Source organism: Ensifer sp. ENS08, assembly GCF_014852195.1.
Taxonomy (GTDB): Bacteria; Pseudomonadota; Alphaproteobacteria; order Rhizobiales; family Rhizobiaceae; genus Ensifer; species Ensifer adhaerens.
In genome coordinates, this window is the sequence record NZ_JACVBF010000001.1 from 891336 (window position 1) to 913208 (window position 21873).

The 21873-nt window shown below is 63.0% G+C and carries 23 protein-coding genes; 20 read left to right on the top strand and 3 right to left on the bottom strand.

Annotated elements, in window-relative coordinates:
• Window positions 1-2: 2 nt before the first annotated feature.
• The 4 genes from pyrF (at window position 3) to IB272_RS04180 (ending at window position 2613) form a co-directional block, all read left to right on the top strand.
• Window positions 3-707 (top strand): orotidine-5'-phosphate decarboxylase, encoded by a 705-nt coding sequence (gene pyrF, locus IB272_RS04165; protein ID WP_034804475.1) that lies wholly within the window; start codon window positions 3-5, stop codon window positions 705-707.
• 115 nt (window positions 708-822) lie between these two features.
• Window positions 823-1110: a DUF1330 domain-containing protein gene (locus IB272_RS04170; RefSeq protein ID WP_034804478.1), complete on the top strand. Its 288-nt coding sequence runs from the start codon at window positions 823-825 to the stop codon at window positions 1108-1110.
• A 120-nt stretch (window positions 1111-1230) separates the two neighbouring features.
• Window positions 1231-2211 carry a complex I NDUFA9 subunit family protein gene (locus tag IB272_RS04175; protein WP_034804481.1) on the top strand — a complete coding sequence of 327 codons (981 nt, stop codon included), beginning with the start codon at window positions 1231-1233 and terminating at the stop codon, window positions 2209-2211.
• Between the two features lie 240 nt (window positions 2212-2451).
• Window positions 2452-2613, top strand: a complete 162-nt coding sequence (locus tag IB272_RS04180) for a hypothetical protein (RefSeq protein ID WP_034804494.1) — start codon at window positions 2452-2454, stop codon at window positions 2611-2613.
• 165 nt (window positions 2614-2778) lie between these two features.
• Here the strand turns inward: IB272_RS04180 and IB272_RS04185 are convergent, their stop codons facing one another.
• On the bottom strand, window positions 2779-3585 hold the full coding sequence (locus IB272_RS04185; protein WP_034804497.1) for an undecaprenyl-diphosphate phosphatase: 807 nt from the start codon (window positions 3583-3585) through the stop codon (window positions 2779-2781).
• A gap of 161 nt (window positions 3586-3746) precedes the next feature.
• Here IB272_RS04185 and IB272_RS04190 point away from each other — a divergent pair, with 161 nt between their 5' ends.
• From IB272_RS04190 to IB272_RS04235, 10 genes are all read left to right on the top strand, one after another.
• The gene (locus IB272_RS04190; protein ID WP_034804500.1) at window positions 3747-4439 is read left to right on the top strand and encodes a glutathione S-transferase family protein; all 693 of its coding nucleotides are present in this window, start codon (window positions 3747-3749) and stop codon (window positions 4437-4439) included.
• A 10-nt stretch (window positions 4440-4449) separates the two neighbouring features.
• On the top strand, window positions 4450-5622 hold the full coding sequence (gene queG / locus IB272_RS04195; RefSeq protein ID WP_113135481.1) for a tRNA epoxyqueuosine(34) reductase QueG: 1173 nt from the start codon (window positions 4450-4452) through the stop codon (window positions 5620-5622).
• Window positions 5610-6485, top strand: coding sequence for an SDR family oxidoreductase (locus tag IB272_RS04200; protein WP_060580622.1), 876 nt, complete (start codon window positions 5610-5612; stop codon window positions 6483-6485). Before queG ends, IB272_RS04200 begins: the two co-directional genes overlap by 13 nt.
• 460 nt (window positions 6486-6945) lie before the next feature.
• Window positions 6946-7320 carry a septal ring lytic transglycosylase RlpA family protein gene (locus tag IB272_RS04205; protein ID WP_060519659.1) on the top strand — a complete coding sequence of 125 codons (375 nt, stop codon included), beginning with the start codon at window positions 6946-6948 and terminating at the stop codon, window positions 7318-7320.
• 136 nt (window positions 7321-7456) lie between these two features.
• Window positions 7457-8743, top strand: a complete 1287-nt coding sequence (locus tag IB272_RS04210; protein ID WP_034804507.1) for an RsmB/NOP family class I SAM-dependent RNA methyltransferase — start codon at window positions 7457-7459, stop codon at window positions 8741-8743.
• A 189-nt stretch (window positions 8744-8932) separates the two neighbouring features.
• Window positions 8933-10213, top strand: a complete 1281-nt coding sequence (locus tag IB272_RS04215) for an imelysin family protein (protein ID WP_060580621.1) — start codon at window positions 8933-8935, stop codon at window positions 10211-10213.
• A gap of 49 nt (window positions 10214-10262) precedes the next feature.
• Entirely contained in the window at window positions 10263-11792 is a 1530-nt protein-coding gene (locus IB272_RS04220; protein ID WP_060580620.1) for a di-heme oxidoredictase family protein, read from the top strand.
• Window positions 11793-11854: 62 nt separating this feature from the next.
• Complete coding sequence (locus IB272_RS04225; protein ID WP_246810313.1) at window positions 11855-12907, top strand: imelysin family protein; 1053 nt, start codon at window positions 11855-11857, stop codon at window positions 12905-12907.
• A 242-nt stretch (window positions 12908-13149) separates the two neighbouring features.
• On the top strand, window positions 13150-14139 hold the full coding sequence (locus IB272_RS04230; protein ID WP_043625893.1) for a magnesium transporter CorA family protein: 990 nt from the start codon (window positions 13150-13152) through the stop codon (window positions 14137-14139).
• Between the two features lie 64 nt (window positions 14140-14203).
• Window positions 14204-15304: a DUF1513 domain-containing protein gene (locus tag IB272_RS04235; RefSeq protein ID WP_113135480.1), complete on the top strand. Its 1101-nt coding sequence runs from the start codon at window positions 14204-14206 to the stop codon at window positions 15302-15304.
• A 13-nt stretch (window positions 15305-15317) separates the two neighbouring features.
• On the opposite strand, the gene IB272_RS04240 is transcribed toward IB272_RS04235, so the two are convergent.
• Window positions 15318-15872, bottom strand: coding sequence for a GNAT family N-acetyltransferase (locus IB272_RS04240; RefSeq protein WP_060519651.1), 555 nt, complete (start codon window positions 15870-15872; stop codon window positions 15318-15320).
• 84 nt (window positions 15873-15956) lie between these two features.
• Here IB272_RS04240 and IB272_RS04245 point away from each other — a divergent pair, with 84 nt between their 5' ends.
• The 4 genes from IB272_RS04245 (at window position 15957) to guaA (ending at window position 19343) form a co-directional block, all read left to right on the top strand.
• On the top strand, window positions 15957-16409 hold the full coding sequence (locus IB272_RS04245) for a TspO/MBR family protein (RefSeq protein WP_060580618.1): 453 nt from the start codon (window positions 15957-15959) through the stop codon (window positions 16407-16409).
• A gap of 76 nt (window positions 16410-16485) precedes the next feature.
• Window positions 16486-16938: a PaaI family thioesterase gene (locus tag IB272_RS04250; RefSeq protein ID WP_034805179.1), complete on the top strand. Its 453-nt coding sequence runs from the start codon at window positions 16486-16488 to the stop codon at window positions 16936-16938.
• On the top strand, window positions 16935-17573 hold the full coding sequence (locus IB272_RS04255; RefSeq protein WP_060580617.1) for a 5'-methylthioadenosine/S-adenosylhomocysteine nucleosidase: 639 nt from the start codon (window positions 16935-16937) through the stop codon (window positions 17571-17573). Before IB272_RS04250 ends, IB272_RS04255 begins: the two co-directional genes overlap by 4 nt.
• 207 nt (window positions 17574-17780) lie before the next feature.
• On the top strand, window positions 17781-19343 hold the full coding sequence (gene guaA, locus IB272_RS04260; protein WP_034804526.1) for a glutamine-hydrolyzing GMP synthase: 1563 nt from the start codon (window positions 17781-17783) through the stop codon (window positions 19341-19343).
• Between the two features lie 101 nt (window positions 19344-19444).
• Here the strand turns inward: guaA and IB272_RS04265 are convergent, their stop codons facing one another.
• Complete coding sequence (locus IB272_RS04265; RefSeq protein ID WP_060580616.1) at window positions 19445-19891, bottom strand: MarR family transcriptional regulator; 447 nt, start codon at window positions 19889-19891, stop codon at window positions 19445-19447.
• Between the two features lie 148 nt (window positions 19892-20039).
• On the opposite strand from IB272_RS04265, the gene IB272_RS04270 reads away from it, so the two are divergent.
• Together IB272_RS04270 and IB272_RS04275 are read left to right on the top strand one after the other, a co-directional pair.
• Window positions 20040-20798, top strand: a complete 759-nt coding sequence (locus tag IB272_RS04270; protein WP_034804533.1) for an alpha/beta hydrolase — start codon at window positions 20040-20042, stop codon at window positions 20796-20798.
• A gap of 265 nt (window positions 20799-21063) precedes the next feature.
• On the top strand, window positions 21064-21798 hold the full coding sequence (locus IB272_RS04275; RefSeq protein ID WP_060580615.1) for an SDR family oxidoreductase: 735 nt from the start codon (window positions 21064-21066) through the stop codon (window positions 21796-21798).
• Window positions 21799-21873 lie beyond the last annotated feature (75 nt).

Consider the following 21873-nt stretch of genomic DNA (forward strand, 5'->3'; position numbering starts at 1 on the left):
CGATGACCGAAACCGCGCGCGACAGACTGATCGTAGGCCTCGACCTTCCGACGATTGCGGATGCCGAGAAGATCGTGTCGACGCTCGGCAACGATGTCTCCTTCTACAAGATCGGCTACCAGTTGGTCTTTGCCGGCGGCCTGGAATTCGCGCGCGACCTGGCCAAAAGCGGCAAGAACGTCTTCCTCGACATGAAGCTGCTCGACATCGACAACACGGTGGCCAAGGGCGTCGAGAACATCGCCAAGATGGGCATGTCGATGCTGACCCTGCACGCCTATCCGAAGGCGATGAAGGCGGCTGTCGAGGCTGCGAAAGGCTCCGACCTCTGCCTGCTCGGCGTCACCGTGCTCACCTCGATGGACGAGCAGGACGTGATCGATGCCGGCTATGAATACGATCCGCACACGCTGGTGCTGCGCCGGGCCGAACAGGCGCGCGCCGCCGGCATGGGCGGCATCGTCTGCTCAGCGGAAGAATCGGCGGCAGTGCGCAAGATCATCGGGCCGGACATGGCACTCGTCACCCCGGGCATTCGCCCGGCCGGCGCGGACAAGGGCGACCAGAAGCGGGTGATGACGCCCTCCGAGGCGCTCAAGGCCGGATCCAGCCATCTCGTCGTCGCGCGCCCAATCGTCGCAGCCGCCGAGCCGCTTGCGGCTGCCCGCGCCATCCTTGCCGAAATGAACGGTGCGCTCGCCCGCTGATGCCGGGCGACACCCGTCGGACCAACGCGCCCGGTCGATCCGCTTGACCTTGGCCCAAATTTGCCGGAAGTAACACTCCCGTCAGCCTTTCGTGCTGCAAGACGAGGAGCTCAATATGGCCAAGGGATACTGGATCGCACGGGTCGATGTCCGCGACCCCGAGCGCTACAAGGACTATGTAGCGGCCGCAAAGCCCGCCTTCGAGAAATACGGCGCCAATTTTCTGGCACGCGGCGGGCTGCATCATCGGTTGGAGGGTGGCGTTCGCGCCCGCAACGTCGTCATCGAATTTCCATCGCTGCAGGCGGCGATCGACTGTTATAACTCTCCCGAGTACCAGATTGCCGCCGCGATCCGCCAGGAAGTCGCCGACGCCGAGATGGTGGTCGTCGAAGGCGTCTGATCCCACCGCCCCCAACCTTCAGCAGGCTCTGCACGCAGGCGTCGATTGGCCTTCACCTCTCGCGGCTGTTGGGCTATGTAGCAATCAATTCTTTCCGATCCGATCAGGAGTGCACATCCCATGACCTTGTCCAACCTTCCGCCGCTGGTGACGATTTTCGGCGGATCCGGGTTCGTCGGCCGTCATGTGGTGCGCGCGCTCGCCAAACGCGGCTATCGCATCCGCGTCGCCGTTCGCCGGCCGGACCTTGCCGGTCATCTCCAGCCGCTCGGCAATGTCGGCCAGATCTCCTTCGTTCAGGCGAACCTGCGCTACCGTAAATCGGTCGACCGCGCCGTTGAAGGCTCCGATCACGTCATCAACTGCGTCGGCGTGCTGTTCGAGAGCGGCCGCAACACCTTCGATGCGGTCCAGGATTTCGGCGCCCGTGCCGTGGCTGAAGCGGCCCGCGGCGTCGGCGCGACGCTGACCCATATCTCCGCCATCGGCGCCGACGCCTCCTCTGCATCGAACTACGCCCGCAGCAAGGGCCGCGCCGAGGCCGCTATCCTTGAGACCAAGCCTGACGCGATCATCCTGCGTCCATCGGTCGTCTTCGGTCCAGAGGACGGCTTCTTCAACAAGTTCGCCAACATGGCCCGCTTCTCGCCGGTCCTGCCGCTGATCGGCGGCGGCGAGACGAAATTCCAGCCCGTCTACGTGACCGACGTCGCCGAAGCCGTGGCCCGCGCCGTCGACGGCACGATCGCCAAGGGCAAGATCTACGAACTCGGCGGCCCTGACGTCTTGAGCTTCCGCGACTGTCTCGAGATCATGCTCAACACGATCGACCGCAAGCGCACGCTCGTCTCGCTGCCCTTCGGCGTCGCGTCTCTGATCGGCAGCGTTTCGTCGCTGATCCCCTTCGTCACGCCGCCGCTTACCGCCGACCAGGTGGTGTTGCTGAAATCCGACAATGTCGTCTCCACAAAGGCCGTATCGGAAGGCCGCACACTTTCCGGCATCGGCATCGACCCGACGATGCTGGAATCGATCCTGCCGACCTATCTGGTGCGCTACCGCCCGCAGGGCCAGTACACCCGTAGCGGCCGCGCCGCCTGATCGGCAGCAGCCCAACGATTTTTTTGAACGGCCGCCGGAACCACCGGCGGCCGTTTTCTGTTGTATTGCGGTAACAGCGTTGCAGTTCTGCCGCAGTCGGAAAAGCGATTGGCATTTACCGCAAATTCAACATGTCCTGATATTGATCATGTCATATCCACCAACTAAACACCGCCTCGCGCGCCCGATCCCAAGGCATGACGGCGGGCGGCGGCATCAATCTCGAAAGGCATAGCGTCCATGGGCAAGTCGATCGCAATCTTTTTTGCGTGTGCGGCACTGATCATTCTGGCTGGCTCGTTCATGGCGCCGAACACGGTCGCCAGCAGCGGCAAGGATTGCGCACCGGCCTATGGCGTCGATCCGTGCACCACGGCATCGATCGACCTTTCCGGCCACTAAGGGCCGGCGCCTCGACGAGGCATCAAAAGTTATTGGCGGGGGCCAGTAGCCGCGTGCGTTTCACCATGAGACGCACGCGGCTTTGTTTTTAGGGCCTGACAACAGGTCAAAGAAAAAGGCGCGTCCGGGACGCGCCTTTTGTCATTCTAAGATCGTCGGTTCTGCTCAGCCAAGCAGCCACAGACCGATCAGGCCGGCGATCCCGACGATGATGCGCCAGATGGCGAAAGGCGTGAAACCGCGCCGCGAGACGAAGTCGAGCAATGAGCGCACGACGAAGATGCCGGCGACGAAGGCCGCAATGAAACCGACTGCAATCAGGGTAAAATCGTCAAAGGAGAGCGCATCGCGGTTCTTGTAGAGGTCCAGCGTAAAGGCGCCGACCATGGTCGGCATCGCCAGGAAGAACGAGAACTCGGCGGCCGAACGCTTGTCGGTGCCCATCAGCAGGGCGCCGGCGATCGTCGCGCCGGAACGGGACGTTCCGGGGATCATAGCCAGGCACTGGAACAGGCCGATCTTCAGCGCCAGCGACGGCGGGTAGTCCATCACGTCGGTATAGCGCGGCTTCAGCGGCAGATGGTCTATCGCATAAAGGATGACGCCGCCGACGATCAGTACGACGCAGATCAGGACAGGCGTCTCGAACAGCACCGTCTTGATAAAATCATGGGCAATGGCACCGATGACCGCCGCCGGCAGGAAGGCGAGCAGCACTGACACGACGAAGCGGCGCGCCTTGATGCTTGTCGGCAACGCCAGCGCGATCGACAGAAGCTTCTGGAAATAGACGAGCAGGATCGCCAGAATGGCGCCGAGCTGGATGAGGACGGCGAAGGTGTTGCCCGGCGACTTGAAGCCGAGGAAGTGGCCGGCGAGAAGGACGTGCGCCGTTGACGAGACGGGGATGAACTCCGTCAGGCCCTCGATCAGACCGAGGACAAGCGCACTGATGATCGATTGATCCGCCATATATGAGAATTTCCTGACAAGTTTTGGAGTGGGAGGAAAAGGCTGATTCGCTTGTGTTTGCCACCACAAATTTCTATAGCTCTAACACATGAGCCGTGGCCAGACGCTTGCGCCGCCACGCTGACGCCCCCAAGCCAAAGCCCTGAGAAGCCAGATCATCGATGCCGACACTGTATCATCACCCCATGTCCGCCGCTTCACGCTTCGTTCGCCTGATCCTTTCGGAATACGGCTACCAGACGGAATTGACGGACGAGCAGCCCTGGGAGAACCGGCGCGACTTCCTGGCTTTGAACCCGGCCGGAACGCTACCGGTCTATGTTGACGACAGTATGAGGGCGCTCTGTGGGGCGACGATCATCTCGGAATATCTCGACGAGACGAATGGCATCATGAAGCGGGATCGCCGCCTTCTGGCCGAGGATCCGTTCCAGCGCGCGGAAATCCGCCGGCTGGTCGAATGGTTCCTGCAGAAGATGGAAGCCGATGTGACGCGGCCGCTGGTGCGCGAGCGGATCTTCAAGCTGCAGATGACGCCGGACCAGGGCGGCGGCGCACCCGACAGCAAGGTCCTGCGGACCTCGCGCGCCAACATCCGCCAGCATATGAAGTATCTCTCCTGGCTCGCGGGCACGCGCACCTGGCTTGCCGGCGACCGGATTTCCTATGCCGATCTTGCCGCCGCCGCGACGGTGTCCGTGCTCGATTATCTCGGCGAAATCGACTGGTCGGACGCCCCGAGCGCCAAGGAGTGGTACCAGCGGCTGAAGTCCCGCCCCTCCTTCCGGCCGCTGCTTGCCGAGCGCGTGCGCGGCGTCACCCCCGTTCCGCACTATGCGGATCTCGACTTCTGAGGCGAATACCGTGCCCGGCATCGATGCCAAGGCAGACAGTGAGGAACGGCGCCGGCTGAAGCTGACGGCGTTCCTGAAGGCAGAGGCGGCAGACAAGGGCTTCGATCTCTGTCGCATCACCCTGCCGGATGCCATTCCGCAAGCACCGGCCCGGCTTCGAGACTTTCTCGACGAGAGCTTTCACGGCACGATGGACTGGCTCGAAGAGACAGCCGAGCGCCGTTCCGATCCGCGCACGCTCTGGAGCGAGGTGCGCTCCGTCGTCATGTTCGCGATGAACTACGGCCCGGAACACGATCCGCGTGGCATTCTTGAGCGGACCGATCGCGGTGCGATCTCGGTCTATGCCCAGAACCGCGACTACCACGACATCATCAAGGGCAAGCTCAAGGAAGTCGCGACCCGCTTTGCCGCGCGCGCTGGCGAGGACGTCAAGGTCTTCGTCGATACCGCCCCGGTGATGGAAAAGCCGCTGGCGGAGCAGTCCGGCCTCGGCTGGCAGGGCAAGCACACCAATCTGGTCAGCCGCGAATTCGGCTCCTGGCTTTTTCTCGGCAGCCTGTTCACGACGGCGGACCTCGCCTTCGACGAAGCCGAGCGCGACCATTGCGGCTCCTGCCGCGCCTGCCTCGATGCCTGTCCGACAGACGCTTTCCCGGCGCCCTACCGGATCGACGCGCGACGTTGCATCTCTTACCTCACGATCGAGCACAAGGGGCCGATCGATCCCGAATTCCGGCCGCTGATCGGCAACCGCATCTATGGCTGCGACGACTGTCTTGCCGCCTGCCCCTGGAACAAGTTCGCGCAGGCAGCCTCGGAAATGAAGCTCCGAGCACGCGACGATCTGAAGGCGCCGTCGCTCGAAACCCTGCTTGACCTCGATGATCCGAGCTTTCGCAGCCTGTTCTCAGGCTCACCGGTCAAGCGCATCGGTCGCGACCGGTTCGTGCGGAACGTGCTGATCGCCGCCGGCAATTCCGGCAGCCAGGCGCTGGTGCCCGCAGTCAAGGCCCGCGTCAACGACACCTCAGCCGTGGTGCGGGCGATGGCGGTCTGGGCGCTGTCACGATTGGTCGCGCCTGCGGCGCTTGCGGAATTTGCCGAACAATGCGAGCCAGAGACCGACGAAGACGTCCTCAACGAATGGCAGATCGCGGGAGTGAGCCGATGCATGTCTTGATCCTTGGCGCCGGTTACTCCGGTATGGCAATCGCAAAAGCGATGGTCCCAACGGCCACAAGCGTTATCGGCACCACCAGGAGCGAGGAGAAAGCGGCAAAGCTCGAAAGGGCCGGCATCCGCCCGGTCCTCTTCGACGGCAAGACGATCTCCGACGACCTTGCCGCCGCCCTCGGCAAGGCAACTCATCTGATCCAGTCGATCGCGCCCGGTCGCGATGGCGATCCCATGTTCCGCACCACGAGCCCGGACCTCACGCAGATCGCGCCGAACCTCAAATGGATCGGCTATCTCTCAACGGTCGGCGTCTATGGCGACCATGGTGGCGAATGGGTCACCGAGGACATGCTGCGCAAGCCGGTCTCGGCCCGCTCTGTCGAGCGCGTGGAAGCGGAGGACGCCTGGATCGCCTTCGGCAAGAACCAGGATATTCCGGTCGCAGTGCTCAGGCTCTCCGGCATCTACGGACCCGGACGCAACGCCTTCTGCAATCTCGAAAACGGCACGGCACGGCGGCTGGTCAAGCCCGGCCAGGTGTTCAATCGAATCCGCGTCGAGGATATCGGCGCCGCAGCGCTGTTCCTCGCCAACAATGGCACCAGCGGCGTCTTCAACATCACCGACAACGAGCCGGCGCCGCCGCAGGACGTGGTCGCGGAAGCCGCCCGGCTGATGGGCGTCGAGCCGCCGCCGGAAACGCCTTTCGAGCAAGCCGAGTTGTCACCGATGGCCCGCACTTTCTATGGAGAAAACAAGCGGGTTTCGAACGCCCGCATGCGTGCAACCGGTTTTGAATTTGCCTTTCCGGATTATCGCGTCTCGCTTGCACAGCTTTGGCAGTCGGGCGCGTGGCGCGGACAGTGAAATGCAATACGGCACCCGCCAGATAGCATAACCCGTAATGCTTATAGAACGTCGATAGTCAGTCCGTCAGTAATGGCCAGGGCTGGGCCACCGCAATTGTGACATTCTTTGGATATTCGTTCGATACTTGGCTAATTTCATACAACCTGCGCGCTAGTAACGAATTTTCGACCATCCGGATTCCGGAAAATTGGTCCAATTCGAAATTTTTAATGAAATTTTTCGTTTACGGGCGGGTTCGGCTCGCGTGCGGAGGCTGGCGAGCGCTCAACCCCTGATTCCAAAGAACTCCTGTCTGCGTTTAAACTATTTCAAACAATCTTCGTTTTTGAATTTTCGTCATTTTTTAATAAATCCTAATAGATCGTAAATGGTTGAAGCACGTTTTTGCCATTTTTCGCCCCAATTAGCGGTTCTCAGAAGTTTTTAACCAAGTGTTTTGACCGAGGGGATCGCCAGTTTGACGCCAGCGAAGATAAAGACGGCTGCCGCTGCAGCGCTATTCACGGCCACTATCGGTCTCGTCTCCGTTTCCGATAGCCATGCAGCCGGCGCCGGCTGCGGCGGCGCATCTTGGTATGCGCTGAGCTCCAAGACCGCCTCCGGCGAGCGCATGAATGCCGCTCACCTGACGGCCGCCCATCGCAGCCTGAAATTCGGCACCAAGGTGCAGGTCACCAACAAGCGCAACGGCAAGAGCGTTATCGTTCGCATCAACGATCGTGGCCCGTTTATCCGCGGTCGCGTCATGGATCTTTCCAAGGCCGCAGCATCGCAGATCGGCATGGTCCGCTCCGGCACTGCCAGCGTCTGCTATCGCGTCGTCAATTCCTGATCTTGAAATACTTCTACCCGGCCTGCGGGCGGGTGGATCTACTTCGCTAAAGACCGTTCTCGGCGGTTAATCTTCTCGGCCGTCTTGCTCTTCGATGCCATCGCCGTTACCACGGCGAAAAAGGAGTTGATCGAAGATGCGTTTGGGCGGCAGGCTCGCTGGAGCCATTGAGGTTCTTGAGGATATCGAAAAGCGGAAGCGCCCGGTCGCCGACGCGCTCAAGGATTGGGGCCTTGGCCACCGTTTCGCCGGATCCGGCGATCGCTCGGCGATCGGCAACATCGTCTACGACGCCCTTCGCATGAAGCTCTCCCACGCCTACCTGATGGATAGTGACAGCGCCTCGGCCCTCGGCCACGCGGTGATGTACCGCCAGTGGGGCTTTTCGCCCGAGGCGCTGGCCGCCGAGCTCGATGGCGACAAGTTCGCGCCGGAGGCACCGGCCGAACAGCTTCAAGCCTTCAGGTCGCGCCGGATCGAGGACGCCCCGGCCCATGTGCAGGGCGACATCCCCGAATGGGTCCAGGCCTCCTTTGAAGAGAACTTTTCCGACGACTGGCTGGAAGAAGCCAAGGCGCTCGCCGGCCGGCCGACGCTGGACCTGCGCGCAAACACGCTGAAGGCGTCGCGCGCCAAGGTCCTGAAGGCACTGGAGCGCAGCGGTGCCGAGGCCGCAACGATCGCCCGCAACGGCATCCGCATTCCCGCCGGCGAAGGCGCCTCGCGCTTGCCGAACGTGACCGCCGAGCTTTCCTTCCAGAAGGGCTGGTTCGAGGTCCAGGACGAGGGCTCGCAGATCGTCGCCGATCTCGCCTATCCACAGGAAGGCGAACAGGTGCTCGACTATTGCGCCGGCGGCGGCGGCAAGACGCTCGCCATGTCGGCGGCGATGAACAACAAGGGCCAGGTGCACGCCTACGACACCGACCGCAAGCGGCTTGCCCCGATCATCGAGCGGCTGAAGCGCGCCGGCACCCGCAATGTCCAGGTGCATGAATCCACCGACAGCCTCGCGCCGCTTGCCGGCCGTTTCGACCGCGTGCTGGTCGATGCGCCCTGCACCGGCACCGGTACCTGGCGCCGTCGCCCCGACACCAAGTGGCGGCTGAACCAGAAGAACCTCGAAGAGCGCATCTCCCAGCAGGAAGAAGCGCTGGCAAGCGCTGCCCAGTTCGTCCGTCCCGGCGGCCACCTGATCTACGTCACCTGCTCGGTACTGCCTGAGGAAAACGAGGCGCAGGTCTACGGCTTCTGCGAAGACAATCCGGAATTCGAGATCCTGTCGGCCGCCGATATCTGGGCGACGCTGTTCGGCACCGACAAGCCGCAGCCCTGGTCGGCAGACATGAAGACGGTGACGCTGACACCCGCTTCCACCGGCACGGACGGCTTCTTCTTCTGCCTGATGCAACGCAAGGGTTAACGCCGTTTGACGATCGGCAAAAGACGCGCATCAGATTGAAAGCGTTCTAAACTATACACTTTGACACAAGTTTGCTTTTGGTTCATGAGAAGCGGGCTCGGCGGGGCCTTTTCTGATGGCTCGACGGCTGAACGACGCCATGTTTTGCGGCTCGTTCGACGGCGCCGGGGGACGCAACAGGAGAGGGTCATGACCAAGAAATTTTTCCGGGGCGCCGCGCTGGCGCTGATGACGGCGACCTCGGCGATGGCCCTGCAGCCGGCCCATGCCGCAACCGATGCCGCCGCCGTGGTGAAGCACTACACCGCCGTCGCCCACGCCAAGTTCGAAGACGCGCTGACGACCGCAGAAGCGCTCGACAAGGCCGTTGACGCGCTGATCGCGACGCCGAGCGAAGAAACGCTGAAGGCCGCGCGCGACGCCTGGAAGAAGGCCCGCAACCCCTACCAGGAAACCGAAGTCTACCGTTTCGGCAACGCGATCGTTGACGAGTGGGAAGGCAAGGTCAACGCCTGGCCGCTCGACGAGGGCCTGATCGACTATGTCGACCCGAGCTATGGCACCGAGAGCGACGAGAACGCGCTGTTCACCGCCAATGTCATCGCCAACAAGACGATCAAGATCGACGGCAAGGACGTCGACGCTTCCAACATCACGCCGGAATTCCTGGCGGGCACGCTGCAGGAAGCCGGCGGCATCGAAGCAAACGTCGCGACCGGCTACCACGCGATCGAGTTCCTGCTCTGGGGCCAGGACCTGAACGGGACCAAGGCCGGCGCCGGCAACCGCCCCTTCACCGACTACGACACCAAGGCCTGCACCGGCGGAAATTGCGACCGCCGCGCCGCCTACCTGAAGGCTGCGACCGAGCTGCTCGTTTCCGACCTCAAGGAGATGGTTGCCAACTGGACGCCGGATGGTGCCGCCACCAAGGCGGTCGAGGCCGATCCGAAGGCTGGTCTCGTCGCCATCCTCACCGGCATGGGCTCGCTCTCCTATGGCGAACTGGCGGGCGAACGCATGAAGCTCGGCCTGCTGCTGCACGATCCGGAAGAAGAGCATGACTGCTTCTCCGACAACACGCACAACTCGCACCTGCACGATGCGATCGGCATCCAGTCGGCCTATACCGGCGAATATACCCGCGTCGACGGCACGAAGATGACCGGCCCGTCGCTGTCCGAACTCGTCTCCGCCAAGAATGCAGCGCTCGACAAGGAAATGGCCGGCAACCTTTCGACCACGGTCGAGAAGATGCAGGCGATGGCCAAGCGCGCGGAAACGACCGAGGCCTACGACCAGATGATCGGCGAAGGCAATGCCGAGGGCAACGCCACCGTTCAGGCGGCGATCGACGGCCTGATCGCCCAGGCAAAGACCGTACAGCGCGTCATTGCGTCGCTGGATCTCGGCACCGTCGAGCTTGAAGGTTCCGACAGCCTGGATAATCCTAACGCCGTCTTCCAATAAGCTGAAAAGGCGGGCCGCATCGACAAAGACGCGGCCCGATCCTCCTGAGATGAAATCTGGCGCTTTCCGCCTTTGCGCGCTGGTTCTCGTTCAAGCGCTTTTCACGGCCCTGCCCGCCTTCGCCGGCGACGGCCTTTTGACCGAACGCTCCGACCTCAACGACAAGGACCGCCAGCGCGTCCAGGCGGTGACGCGGCCTGCGACCGATTTCTCCAAGGCAGAAACCTTCGAAGCAATGTCCGGCGGTGCCGCGACCTCGATCGCGCCCGTCAATGCCGACAGTTTTTCGCAATTCTCGGCCAATCTCACCTTCCAGGAGGAAGAGGGCTTCAAGCTCGGCAACGCGCTCTTTCGCAAGCTTTGGGTTTCCTCCCCCTCCTCCACACAGGCCTCCGACGGGCTCGGCCCACTCTACAACGCCCGAGCCTGCCAGAGCTGTCACCTGAAGGACGGGCGCGGCCGGCCGCCGGAAGGTGCCGTCGATACAACCTCGATGTTCTTCCGCCTGGCGCGGCCGCCCCGCGACGACGAGGAGCGCCGGATGATTGCGGCGCACGAGGTGGTGAACTTCGGCGACGCTGTTTATGGCGCCCAGCTTCAGGATAGCGCCGTGCCCGGCCTTGCCGCCGAAGGCCATCTGAAGATCAGCTACACCGAGGAGCCCTTCACTTTCCCCGACGGCGAAACGGCCTCTCTGCGCCGACCAGGCTATTCGGTGGCCGATCTCGCCTATGGCCCGCTCGATCCGGAAACCACGCTCTCGCCGCGTGTGGCGCAGCCGATGATCGGCCTTGGCCTGATCGAGGCGATCCACGAGGCGGATATCCTCGCCCTTGCCGACCCCGACGATAGGGATGGCGACGGCATCAGCGGACGGCCGGCGCTGACGCGCGACGCCAGGACCGGCAAGCTCATGCTCGGGCGCTTCGGCTGGAAGGCGCAGAACGCCACCGTGCGGCAACAGAGCGCCGATGCCTTCGCCACCGACATCGGCATCTCTTCACCCGACGCCGACCGCCCGCATGGCGACTGCACCGCGGCCCAGGCAAAATGCCTGACCATGCCGACCGGCGAGCAGGCACGCCTTGGCCCCACAGAAGCGCCCGACCCGGTGCTCAACCTCGTGACCTTCTATTCGGAGAACCTGGCCGTGCCGGCGCGGCGCAAGGCGAGCTTTGCGGAGACACTGCGTGGCAAGAAGGTCTTCTACGAACTCGGCTGCACCAGTTGCCACACACCGAAATTCGTCACCCGCCGGGACGCGGCCAACAAGGCGCAGTCGTTCCAGCTGATCTGGCCCTATTCCGATTTCCTGCTGCACGACATGGGCGAGGGTCTTGCCGACGGACAGCAGGTGGGTGTGGCCACCGGCCGCGAGTGGCGCACGCCGCCGCTTTGGGGCATCGGCTTGACGAAGACCGTCAGTGGGCACACTTTCCTGCTCCACGACGGACGCGCCCGCAATTTCACCGAAGCGATCCTCTGGCACGGCGGCGAAGGGCAGAAGGCCCGTGACGCCTTTGCCGCCCTTGCCGCAAGCGATCGCCGCGATCTCCTTGCCTTCCTGGAGTCACTCTGATGCCCCTTACGCATACGCTTACTCTCGCTTTTGCCCTGACCTTGACGGCCGGTTTCCCGACGATGGCCCAGGAAGGAAGCGCGCTCTCGCCGCGCGTCGTCAACGAGGCGGCCGTGCCCGCGGTCATGGCCAAAGCCGTCGACGACTTCATCATCCCCGGCTATCGCAACCTCACGGAAAAGACCGCTGCCGCCACGCAGGCCACGGCCAAGCTCTGCGCGGCGCCGTCGCAGGCGACGGTCGATGGCGCTCGCGTTGCCTTTTCCGAGATGGTTGGCGCCTGGTCGGCGATCGAGGTGGTGAGGCTTGGTCCGGCACTTGAGCAGAACCGCTTCGAGCGGTTCCTGTTCTACCCCGACCGCAAGAGCACGGGCCTGAAGCAGGTGCAGGCGATCGTTTCGAAGCACGATGAAAGCGCAACGGACGAAGCCAAACTCAAGGGCAAGAGCGTCGCCGCACAAGGGCTCGGCGCGCTCGAATACGTGCTCTATGGCACGGGCGCCGAGTCGCTTCTGAACAAGGACGGTGATTTCCGCTGCCGCTACGGCCTGGCGATCACCAAGAACCTCGACACGATCGCCAACGAGTTCCTGGCCGCATGGCAGAAGCCCGATGGCATTCAGGCGGCCTGGAAACATCCGGGCCCTGACAATCCCGAGTTCCGCGACAACCGCGAAGCGGCAACCGAACTGCTCGGCATTCTCGTCCATGGCGTCGAGACGGTGAAGGACCAGCGGCTGAAGCCGTTCTACGAGGGCAGGGACGACAAGGGACATCCGAAGCTCGCGATCTACTGGCGCTCCGGCAACACCATGGCGTCGATCGCCGCCAACGTGCGGGGCCTGAAGACACTGTTCGACGTTGCCGACATGCAGAGCCTTTTGCCGGAAGACAGCCGCTCGGTCGCGGGTTCCGCCGACTTCGTCTTCAAGTCGGTGATCGGCATGGCCGGCAACATCGACGGACCGATCGATCAGGCGCTCGAGGACAAGGACAAACGGGCCAAGCTCGCCTTCCTGTCGCTCAATACCAATGACCTTCTCGATCGGCTGAACAAGGATTTCGGCGGCGCGATCGGGCTTGGCGCGGGCTTCTCCTTTGCCGACGGCGACTAGGGCGGGATGAGGAATCGTGGGCGCGGTTTTCCGCCCGCATCCCGCTTAAGCGCCCAGTGTTGACAATCAAGGCTTTTGGGCGCAAAGCGCTTCCCGTGTCCGCTCTCGCGGGCACGTTTCACCACAAGGACCAACTCCCAATGAACCCCGACAGTCGAAGTCGAGCCTTCACGCTCACGGCCGTCCGGTCCTGATTGATCAGGGCTTCAGGCGGTCGGATGACTCGCCCTATGGAGCCCAATATGCTGCGCATCTACAAAAGCCAGAACAGCCACCTCGTGCTTGTCGACATGATCGACGGCATCGCCCTGCCGACGCCGGCAATCTGGTACGACCTCTACAATCCATCGACCGAGGAAACGCGGCTCGTCGAAGGCCAGCTCGGCATCGAGATCCCGACCCGCGACGAGATGCAGGAGATCGAGCTTTCCGACCGCCTCTACCAGGAGGCCGGCGCCGAATTCATGACGATGACGGCCGCCGCCAAGCTCGACAGCGATTATCCGGTCAAGGTGCCGGTGACCTTCATTCTCAAGGGCACGACGCTGGTTACCGTGCGCCACGCGGACCCGAAGCCGTTCCAGAATTTTTCCAATCGCATCCAGAAGGCAAACGGCCAGATCTGCGAAAGCGGCGAACTCGTGATGCTCGGGCTGCTTGAGGCGATCATCGACCGCACGGCGGATGCCCTGGAGCGCGCCGGCAGCGAGGTCGACGGAATTTCGCGGGATGTGTTCCGCAAGACCAATGCCAGCGCCACCAAGAAGACGCGCGACCTGCAGTCGCTGATCGAGCAGATCGGCCAGAAGGGCGACCTTTTGACGGTCATCCGCGAAAGCCTGGTCAGCATCGGCCGGCTCGTCGCCTATCATGTGGCGCTCGAAGGCATGGGGCCGCGCAAGGCAGGCAAGGAAAGCCGGCAGCGGATCAAGCTGATCCAGCGGGACGCGACGTCGCTTGGTGATCACGCGCTGTTCCTGTCGAACAAGATCAATTTCCTGCTCGACGCGACGCTTGGCCTCATCAACCTCGAGCAGAACCAAATCATCAAGATCTTCTCGGTTGCCGCCGTCGTCTTCCTGCCGCCGACGCTGGTCGCCTCGATCTACGGCATGAACTTCGGGGTGATGCCGGAACTGCAGTGGGAATTCGGCTACCCTGCGGCACTGATGCTGATGGTGATCTCGGCGATCGTGCCCTATTTCTACTTCAAGCGCCGGGGCTGGCTCTGAGCGCGCAACCTGCTGCATCGCAGCCCTGAGCGGGCACTCCGCCCAGGGCTTGCAGATTTCCATGATGAGCGAGGATGGCATGACAGCCGCCACGGGCCTGATCGACCGGCGCAGTTTCCTGAGGATGGCGGGCGCGGCCTGGGTGGCGAGCCTCGCGCCTGAGCGAGCCTTCGCCCTGACCAGGGCCGACGCCGTCTTTGCCTCGGCCTTCATGGCGCCGGACGGCAGCTATGGCGTCGCGACGCTGACGGAAGCGGGCGAGATCATCGACCGCACGGCGCTGCCGGCCCGTGCACACGGCATGGCCTATTCGCCCGTCAGCCGCCGCACCGTCGCCTTTGCCCGCAGGCCCGGCACCTATGCGATGATCCTTGCAACCGACGGCACGGCCGAGCCGATCGTGATCACCGCTGCCGACGGCCGGCATTTCTACGGCCATGGCTGCTTCTCGGCAGACGGCAAGCTGCTCTACGCCACCGAGAACGACTTTGCCGCCAATCGCGGCATGGTCGGCATCTATGACGGCAGCGACCACTTCACCCGCATCGGCGAATTCCCGACCTATGGCATCGGCCCACACGACATGACGCTGAGCGCCGACGGGAAACTGCTGGCGATTGCAAATGGCGGCATCGAGACCCATCCGGATTTTGGCCGCACCAAGCTCAATCTCGACCATATGGAGCCGAGCCTGACGCTGGTCGGTACGCGAACCGGCGCGCTCGTACAGAAGCACGGTCTGCCGGATGATCTCAGCCGCCTGTCGACCCGGCATGTCGATATCGGTCCGAAGGGCGAGATCTGGTTCGCCTGCCAGTATGAGGGTGCGCGCAGCGACCTGCCGCCGCTCGTCGGCTCGTTTTCCCAGGGCGAAGACCTGAAGTTCCTGTCTCTGCCCGAGCGCACGACGGAAGCGCTGGCGAACTATGTCGGCGCCATCGCCGTCAACCGGAACGAGGGGCTGATCGGACTGACTTCGCCGAAGGGCGGCGTGGCGGTGATGCTCGATGCACGAACCGGTACCGTGTTGAAGGAAGAGCGCGTCGCCGATGCGGCGGGGGTCGCCAGTGCCGACCACGGCTTTGCCGTTTCCTCCTATGACGGCCACTTCAAGGCTAACAAGAGCCGAGTGGCCTGGGACCAGCACATCGTACGGTTGGCTTAGGCCTAAGACGATCTCAGGCCGAAAAACGGCCGTCGCCGGAGAGTTTTGCCAGATCGCTCCAACGATAGGCGGTCTGGTCGTGGTTTTCGCCGCCGAGGCTCACCTGGCCCTGGCCAACGGCAATGGCGCCGAGATGCTCGTAGAAGCCCCGATTCGGGTTGCTGGAAAGCACCCAGGCAAAGAGCGACTTGCCGCCAAGCTCCCGGCAGTGACCGGCGACGCTGCGCACCAGTGCCGAGCCGATGCCCGCGCCCTGGAACTCTTTCAGGATGTAAAGCGCATAGAGCTCGCGGTCGAACCGCGGCGGCATCGAGCGCGCCTTGCCGTAATTGGCAAAGCCGATCACCTTGTTCGTGCTCACGTCAACCGCAACCAGATGGAAGACGTCGGCGATGCGCATGCGTCTTGCGTGGCGCAACGCCTGTTCCTCGATGCTCATGGCGTCGAGAAAGGCATCGGAAATCAGCCCGCGGAAGGTCGATCGCCAGGTTTCGACGATAACGGAGGCGATCATCATGATGTCATCCGGGCCGGCCGGCCGGATGTCGATACGTCGGAAGGTCTTCATGGCAGCTGATATAGGTGGTGCATGATGGCTTCAAAACGGCGGCCCCGCTGGAAAGACGGAAAGTCTGTTCTATCTGGCGAGATCATGAACAGAACCATCGTATACGTAGTCTTCATCGCCGCCGTTCTCGGCCTCGGCCTTCTCATCGGCACCAACAACATCCCCGGCGAATGGTACCGGTCGCTGGCAAAGCCAGCCTTCAATCCACCGGACTGGATCTTCGCGCCGGTCTGGTCGATCCTCTACGTGATGATCGGCGTTGTCGGCGCCCGCATGTTTCTCGATCATCGGCGCAGCGCCGCCATGCGCCTGTGGCTGGCGCAGATGATCCTCAACTTCCTCTGGTCGCCACTGTTCTTCGGCATGCAGGATATAGCGTCGGCGCTGATCGTGATCATCGCGCTCGTGATCGCGGTTGCCGGCTTCGTCGTCGCAAGTTGGCAACGGGATCGCATTTCAGCCCTGCTGTTCCTTCCCTATCTCGCCTGGGTTGCGTTTGCGACGGCGCTCAACAGCGCGATTTTGCTCATGAATTGAACTTGTCCGACCTTCACGACCGTGCCACTGTCCCGCGGGCATAATGATGCCGCCCGACACAAAGGCCCATGGACTGATGGACGACCGTGATCCCCCCGATTTCCGAAAGCGCATTCGCGAGAGCTTCGCGCGGCAGGCGGCGATGCGCACGATCGGAGCCGAACTGACACTTGTCGAGCAAGGCACGGTCGAAATCGAGCTGCCCTTCGACGACAAGCTGACGCAGCAGCACGGCTTCCTGCATGCCGGCGTGATCTCCGCGGCGCTGGATTCAGCCGGCACCTATGCGGCCTATTCGGTGATCGACCCGGATGCCTCGATCCTGACGATCGAGTTCAAGGTCAACCTGCTTTCGCCGGGGCGCGGCGAACGCTTCCTCTTCCGCGGCGAGGTGACAAAGCCCGGATCGACGATCATCGTTTCCGACGGTCGCGGCTATGCGATCCGCTCCGACGGACCGGCAAAGCTGATCGCCTCGATGACGGGAACGATGATGGTGGTGCGCGGACGCGAAGGGATCGAAGGATGAGTTTTGCCGTCAAGGACGTTACCGGACGCAAGGTGCTCTACGTCATGGCCGTGGATGCCGAGTACGGTCCGCACCTGAAAGGCCGGATCAAGCCGATGATGACCGGCGTCGGGCCGGTCGAGGCGGCCGTCGTATTGACGCGCACGCTTGCCGAACTCGCCGCCGAGCGGGCCCTGCCCGATCTCGTCGTTTCGCTCGGCTCGGCGGGTGCCGCCACGCTCGAACAGACCGAAGTTTACCAGGCGGTTTCCGTCGGCTACCGCGACATGGATGCCTCGCCGCTCGGCTTCGAGAAGGGCGCAACGCCGTTTCTCGACCTTCCGGCCGTGGTGCCGCTGCCGCTGCGCATCCCCGGCGTTCCGGAAGCGCGGCTTTCGACCGGCGCCAACATCGTCTCGGGCGCTGCCTATGAGACGATCGACGCCGACATGGTCGAGATGGAGACCTTCGCGGTGCTGCGCGCCTGCCAGTCCTTCGGCATTCCTTTGATTGCGCTTCGCGGCATTTCCGACGGCAAGGCCGAACTGAAGCACGTCAACGACTGGACGGAGTATCTTCACGTCATCGACGAGAAGCTTGCAAGCGTGATCGACCGGTTGGAGAATGCGGTTTCGAGCGGCGTGATCCCGCTCTAGACCCCGATGGCTTCGGGTCTGGTCGACCCAAGGCCCTAAACGTGATCGATGCTCACAAGTCAGAGCGGGATGCGGGCGGAAAACCGCACGCACTTTTCCTCATCCCGCTCCAAAACCCCGGAATTGTCCGGGTGCAATTGAATCGTTGCGTCGATGGCGGGCTTTCATTAAAGGCTCGCCATGATCAAGCTTGTTTGAAGGCACCCAATGACCCAGACAGCCCATCCCGACACCGTTCTCATCGTCGACTTCGGCAGCCAGGTGACGCAGCTCATCGCCCGGCGCGTGCGCGAATCCGGTGTCTATTGCGAAATCGTGCCGTTCCAGTCGGCCGAAGAAGGCTTTCAGCGGCTGAAGCCGAAGGCCGTCATCCTTTCCGGCAGCCCGGCCTCGACGCTCGATATCGGCTCGCCGCGTGCGCCCTCGGTGATCTTCGATTCCGGCCTGCCGGTGTTCGGCATCTGCTATGGCCAGCAAACCATTTGCGCCCAGCTCGGCGGCAAGGTTGAGAGCGGCCATCACCGTGAATTCGGCCGCGCCTTCCTGGAAGTCGAAAAGGAATGCGCTCTGTTCGACGGTCTCTGGTCCCTCGGCTCGCGCCACCAGGTCTGGATGTCGCACGGTGACCGCGTCACCGCGATCCCCGAAGGCTTCGAGGTCGTCGCGACCTCCGCCAACGCCCCCTTCGCCTTCATCGCCGACGAGAAGCGCAAGTACTACGCCGTGCAGTTCCATCCGGAAGTCGTGCACACGCCCGATGGCGCCAAGCTGATTTCCAACTTCGTGCACAAGATCGCCGGCATCAAGGGCGACTGGTCGATGTCGGCCTATCGCGCCAAGGCGGTCGAGGCGATCCGCCGCCAAGTCGGTGACAAGAAGGTGATCTGCGCGCTCTCGGGCGGCGTCGACAGCTCGGTTGCGGCACTGCTGATCCACGAAGCCGTTGGCGACCAGCTCACCTGCATCCTCGTCGACCACGGCCTGATGCGCAAGGACGAGGCGAAGAACGTCGTTGCGATGTTCGAGGAGCACTACAACCTGCACCTCCTGCACGTCGACGCGTCCGACCGGTTCATCGGCGAGCTGGAAGGCCAGAGCGATCCGGAAACCAAGCGCAAGATCATCGGCCGCCTGTTCATCGAGGTGTTCGAGGAAGAGGCAAAGAAGCTCGGCGGTGCGGACTTCCTCGCCCAAGGGACGCTCTATCCCGACGTGATCGAAAGCGTCTCGTTTACCGGCGGCCCGTCGGTGACCATCAAGTCGCACCACAATGTCGGCGGCCTGCCGGAGCGCATGAACATGCAGCTCGTCGAGCCGCTGCGCGAACTCTTCAAGGACGAAGTGCGCGTGCTCGGCCGCGAACTCGGCTTGCCCGACAGCTTCATCGGCCGCCACCCCTTCCCGGGTCCGGGCCTTGCCATCCGTTGCCCGGGCGGCATCACCCGCGAGAAGCTCGAGATCCTGCGCGAAGCGGATGCGATCTATCTCGACGAAATCCGCAAGGCCGGCCTCTACGACGCCATCTGGCAGGCTTTCGCTGTGCTTCTGCCGGTGCAGACCGTCGGCGTCATGGGCGATGGCCGCACCTACGAGTTCGTCTGTGCACTTCGCGCCGTCACCTCGGTCGACGGCATGACGGCGGACTTCTACCACTACGACATGGAATTCCTCGGCCGCGCGGCGACGCGCATCATCAACGAGGTCCGCGGCATCAACCGCGTCGTCTACGACGTCACCTCGAAGCCGCCGGGCACGATCGAGTGGGAATAAACGCGCGGACGCATCTGCTGCGTCGGTGATAAAAAATGTTAAAGGGCGTGCTTCGGCGCGCCCTTTTTGCTTCCCGGCACAGTCGCGGCCCGGGTGCAGCGCTACTTCACCGCGTCGCGCATGCCATCGCGGAGTTTCCGCACCCGCTCGTTCAAATCGATCATTTCCGGCACCGTGAAGCCGGAGTTTTCCAGAAGCGCATCGGTCAGGCAGCCGGTCTTCACGTGGAGGCCGCGCCCTTTCGCGGTGAGGTGGACCTCGACCTGCCGCTCGTCGCTGACGCTGCGATGCCGACCCAGGAAGCCGGCAGCTTCGAGCCGCTTCACAGCCGGCGTGATCGTGCTCGATTCCAGACCCAGCCGATCGGCAATCGCCGAGATCGTCAACCCATCCCTCTCCCAAAGCGTGCTCAGGACGAGATACTGCGTGTAGGTCACACCGAGCGCATCGAGCATCGGCTTGTAGACGCGGTTGATGGCGATCGACGCCGAGTAGATCGAAAAACAGAGCTGGCTGTCGAGCGGCAGCGTTGTCGGTTCTTCAGGCATTCCAACCTCCTTGCGGCGCTTTGCGGCTTCTTCCGCGAAAATAGATATCGCGATAATTAATATCTTTACAAGAAACCGGAGTCGCCGTATACGATGCTTATCGCGATAATTAATTTCGCGCAAAACAACTCAACGAAGGAGACCCGAAATGCTCAAGTCCCTCATCACCGCCGCCGCTTTCGCCCTCTCCGCAAGCGCGCTGACGCCGGCCCAGGCCGCCCCCGCCACCAAGAATGTCGTGCTCGTTCACGGCGCCTTTGCCGACGGCTCCGGCTGGCAGGGCGTCTACAACATCCTGAAGAAGGACGGCTATAACGTCACCATCGTGCAGAACCCGACCCTGACGCTTGCCGGCGATGTCGCGGCCACCAAGCGTGCGATCGCCGCTCAAGACGGCCCGATCGTGCTCGTCGGCCACTCCTATGGCGGCGTGGTCGTTTCGGAAGCCGGCACCGATGAGAAGGTGAAGTCTGTCGTCTACATCGCCGCCTTCGCGCCGGATAAGGGCGAGTCCGTTTCCTCGCTCATCGCCAACCCGCCGGCCGGCGCGCCCGTTCCGCCGATCCTGCCGCCGGTCGATGGTTTCCTCTCGCTCGACAAGGAAAAGTTCGCCGCCGCCTTCGCGGCCGATGTCGATCCTGAGATTGCCGCCTTCATGGCCGACTCCCAGGTCCCGTGGGGGGTCGAAGCGGCAGCCGGCGCCGTCACCGCTCCGGCCTGGAAGGAGAAGCCGAGCTTCTATCTGGTCGCGACCGACGACCACATGATCCCGCCGGCCGCCCAGCGCCAGATGGCAAAACGCGCCGGCTCCACCGTGGTCGAAACATCCGGCAGCCACGCCATCTACGTCTCGAAGCCGGAAGCGGTCGCCAAGCTGATCGAGCAGGCAGCGCAGGCGAGCGAATAAGCGATATCAACCGGCAACGAAGGCAAAAGGGCGAAGCGCGACGCGTCGCCCTTTTGCTTGTCCCGAAGACAATCCGGAAGATCCTGGTGGACGCCATTGCCGGCCCTGTTGCCGCCAGATCTTTGGTTAGAATTTCTGACCGCCCCATGCTCGATCGGCACCTCGATCGAACGGATCGCCCTTTCTATCTTCTGTCTCACCGGCGCTCAGGCCCAACGCCCGAGCCGGACTCAAACAGAAACGCACCTTTCGAAAGGGCATATCCATGGAAAATGTTCACGGAAAAGTCGTGGCCGTGACCGGCGCAAGCAGCGGCATCGGCGAAGCCGCTGCGAAGCTGCTGGCGGCTGCCGGAGCCAAGGTCGTGATTGGCGCACGCCGGTCCGACCGGCTGGAACGCATCGCCGGCGAAATCGCCGGCGCCGGCGGCGAGGTCCGCTTTCGCGTGCTCGACGTTACCGACCGCGGCGACGTCGCCGCCTTCGCCCGCTTTGCCCAGGCCGAATTCGGCCGCCTCGATGTCATCGTCAACAATGCCGGCGTGATGCCGCTGTCGCCGCTGGCAGCGCTCAAGGTCGACGAGTGGGACCGCATGGTCGACGTGAACATCAAGGGTGTGCTCTACGGTATCGCCGCGGCCCTGCCGATCATGAGCGCGCAAGGGGACGGGCAGATCATCAACATCTCCTCGATCGGCGGCCATTCCGTGTCACCGACGGCCGCCGTCTATTGCGCCACCAAGTTCGCCGTCCGGGCGATCTCGGACGGCCTGAGGCAGGAGACCGACCGCATCCGCGTTACCGTCATCTCGCCCGGAACGACGACCTCCGAACTCGCCGATACGATCAGCGATTTGACCGCACGAGAAACCATGAAGGAATGGCGGGCCGTCTGCATCAGTCCTGACGCCATCGCGTCGTCGATCGCCTACGCCATCGGACAGCCCGACGATGTCGACGTCAGCGAGATTATCGTGCGCCCGACGGCGAGCCCGCATTGAGGCTATGTCCTCGGGGGATCAAAGCGACTGAAGGCACGCCTCGAGCGTGCCTTTTCGTTCTGCAGCAGCATTCAA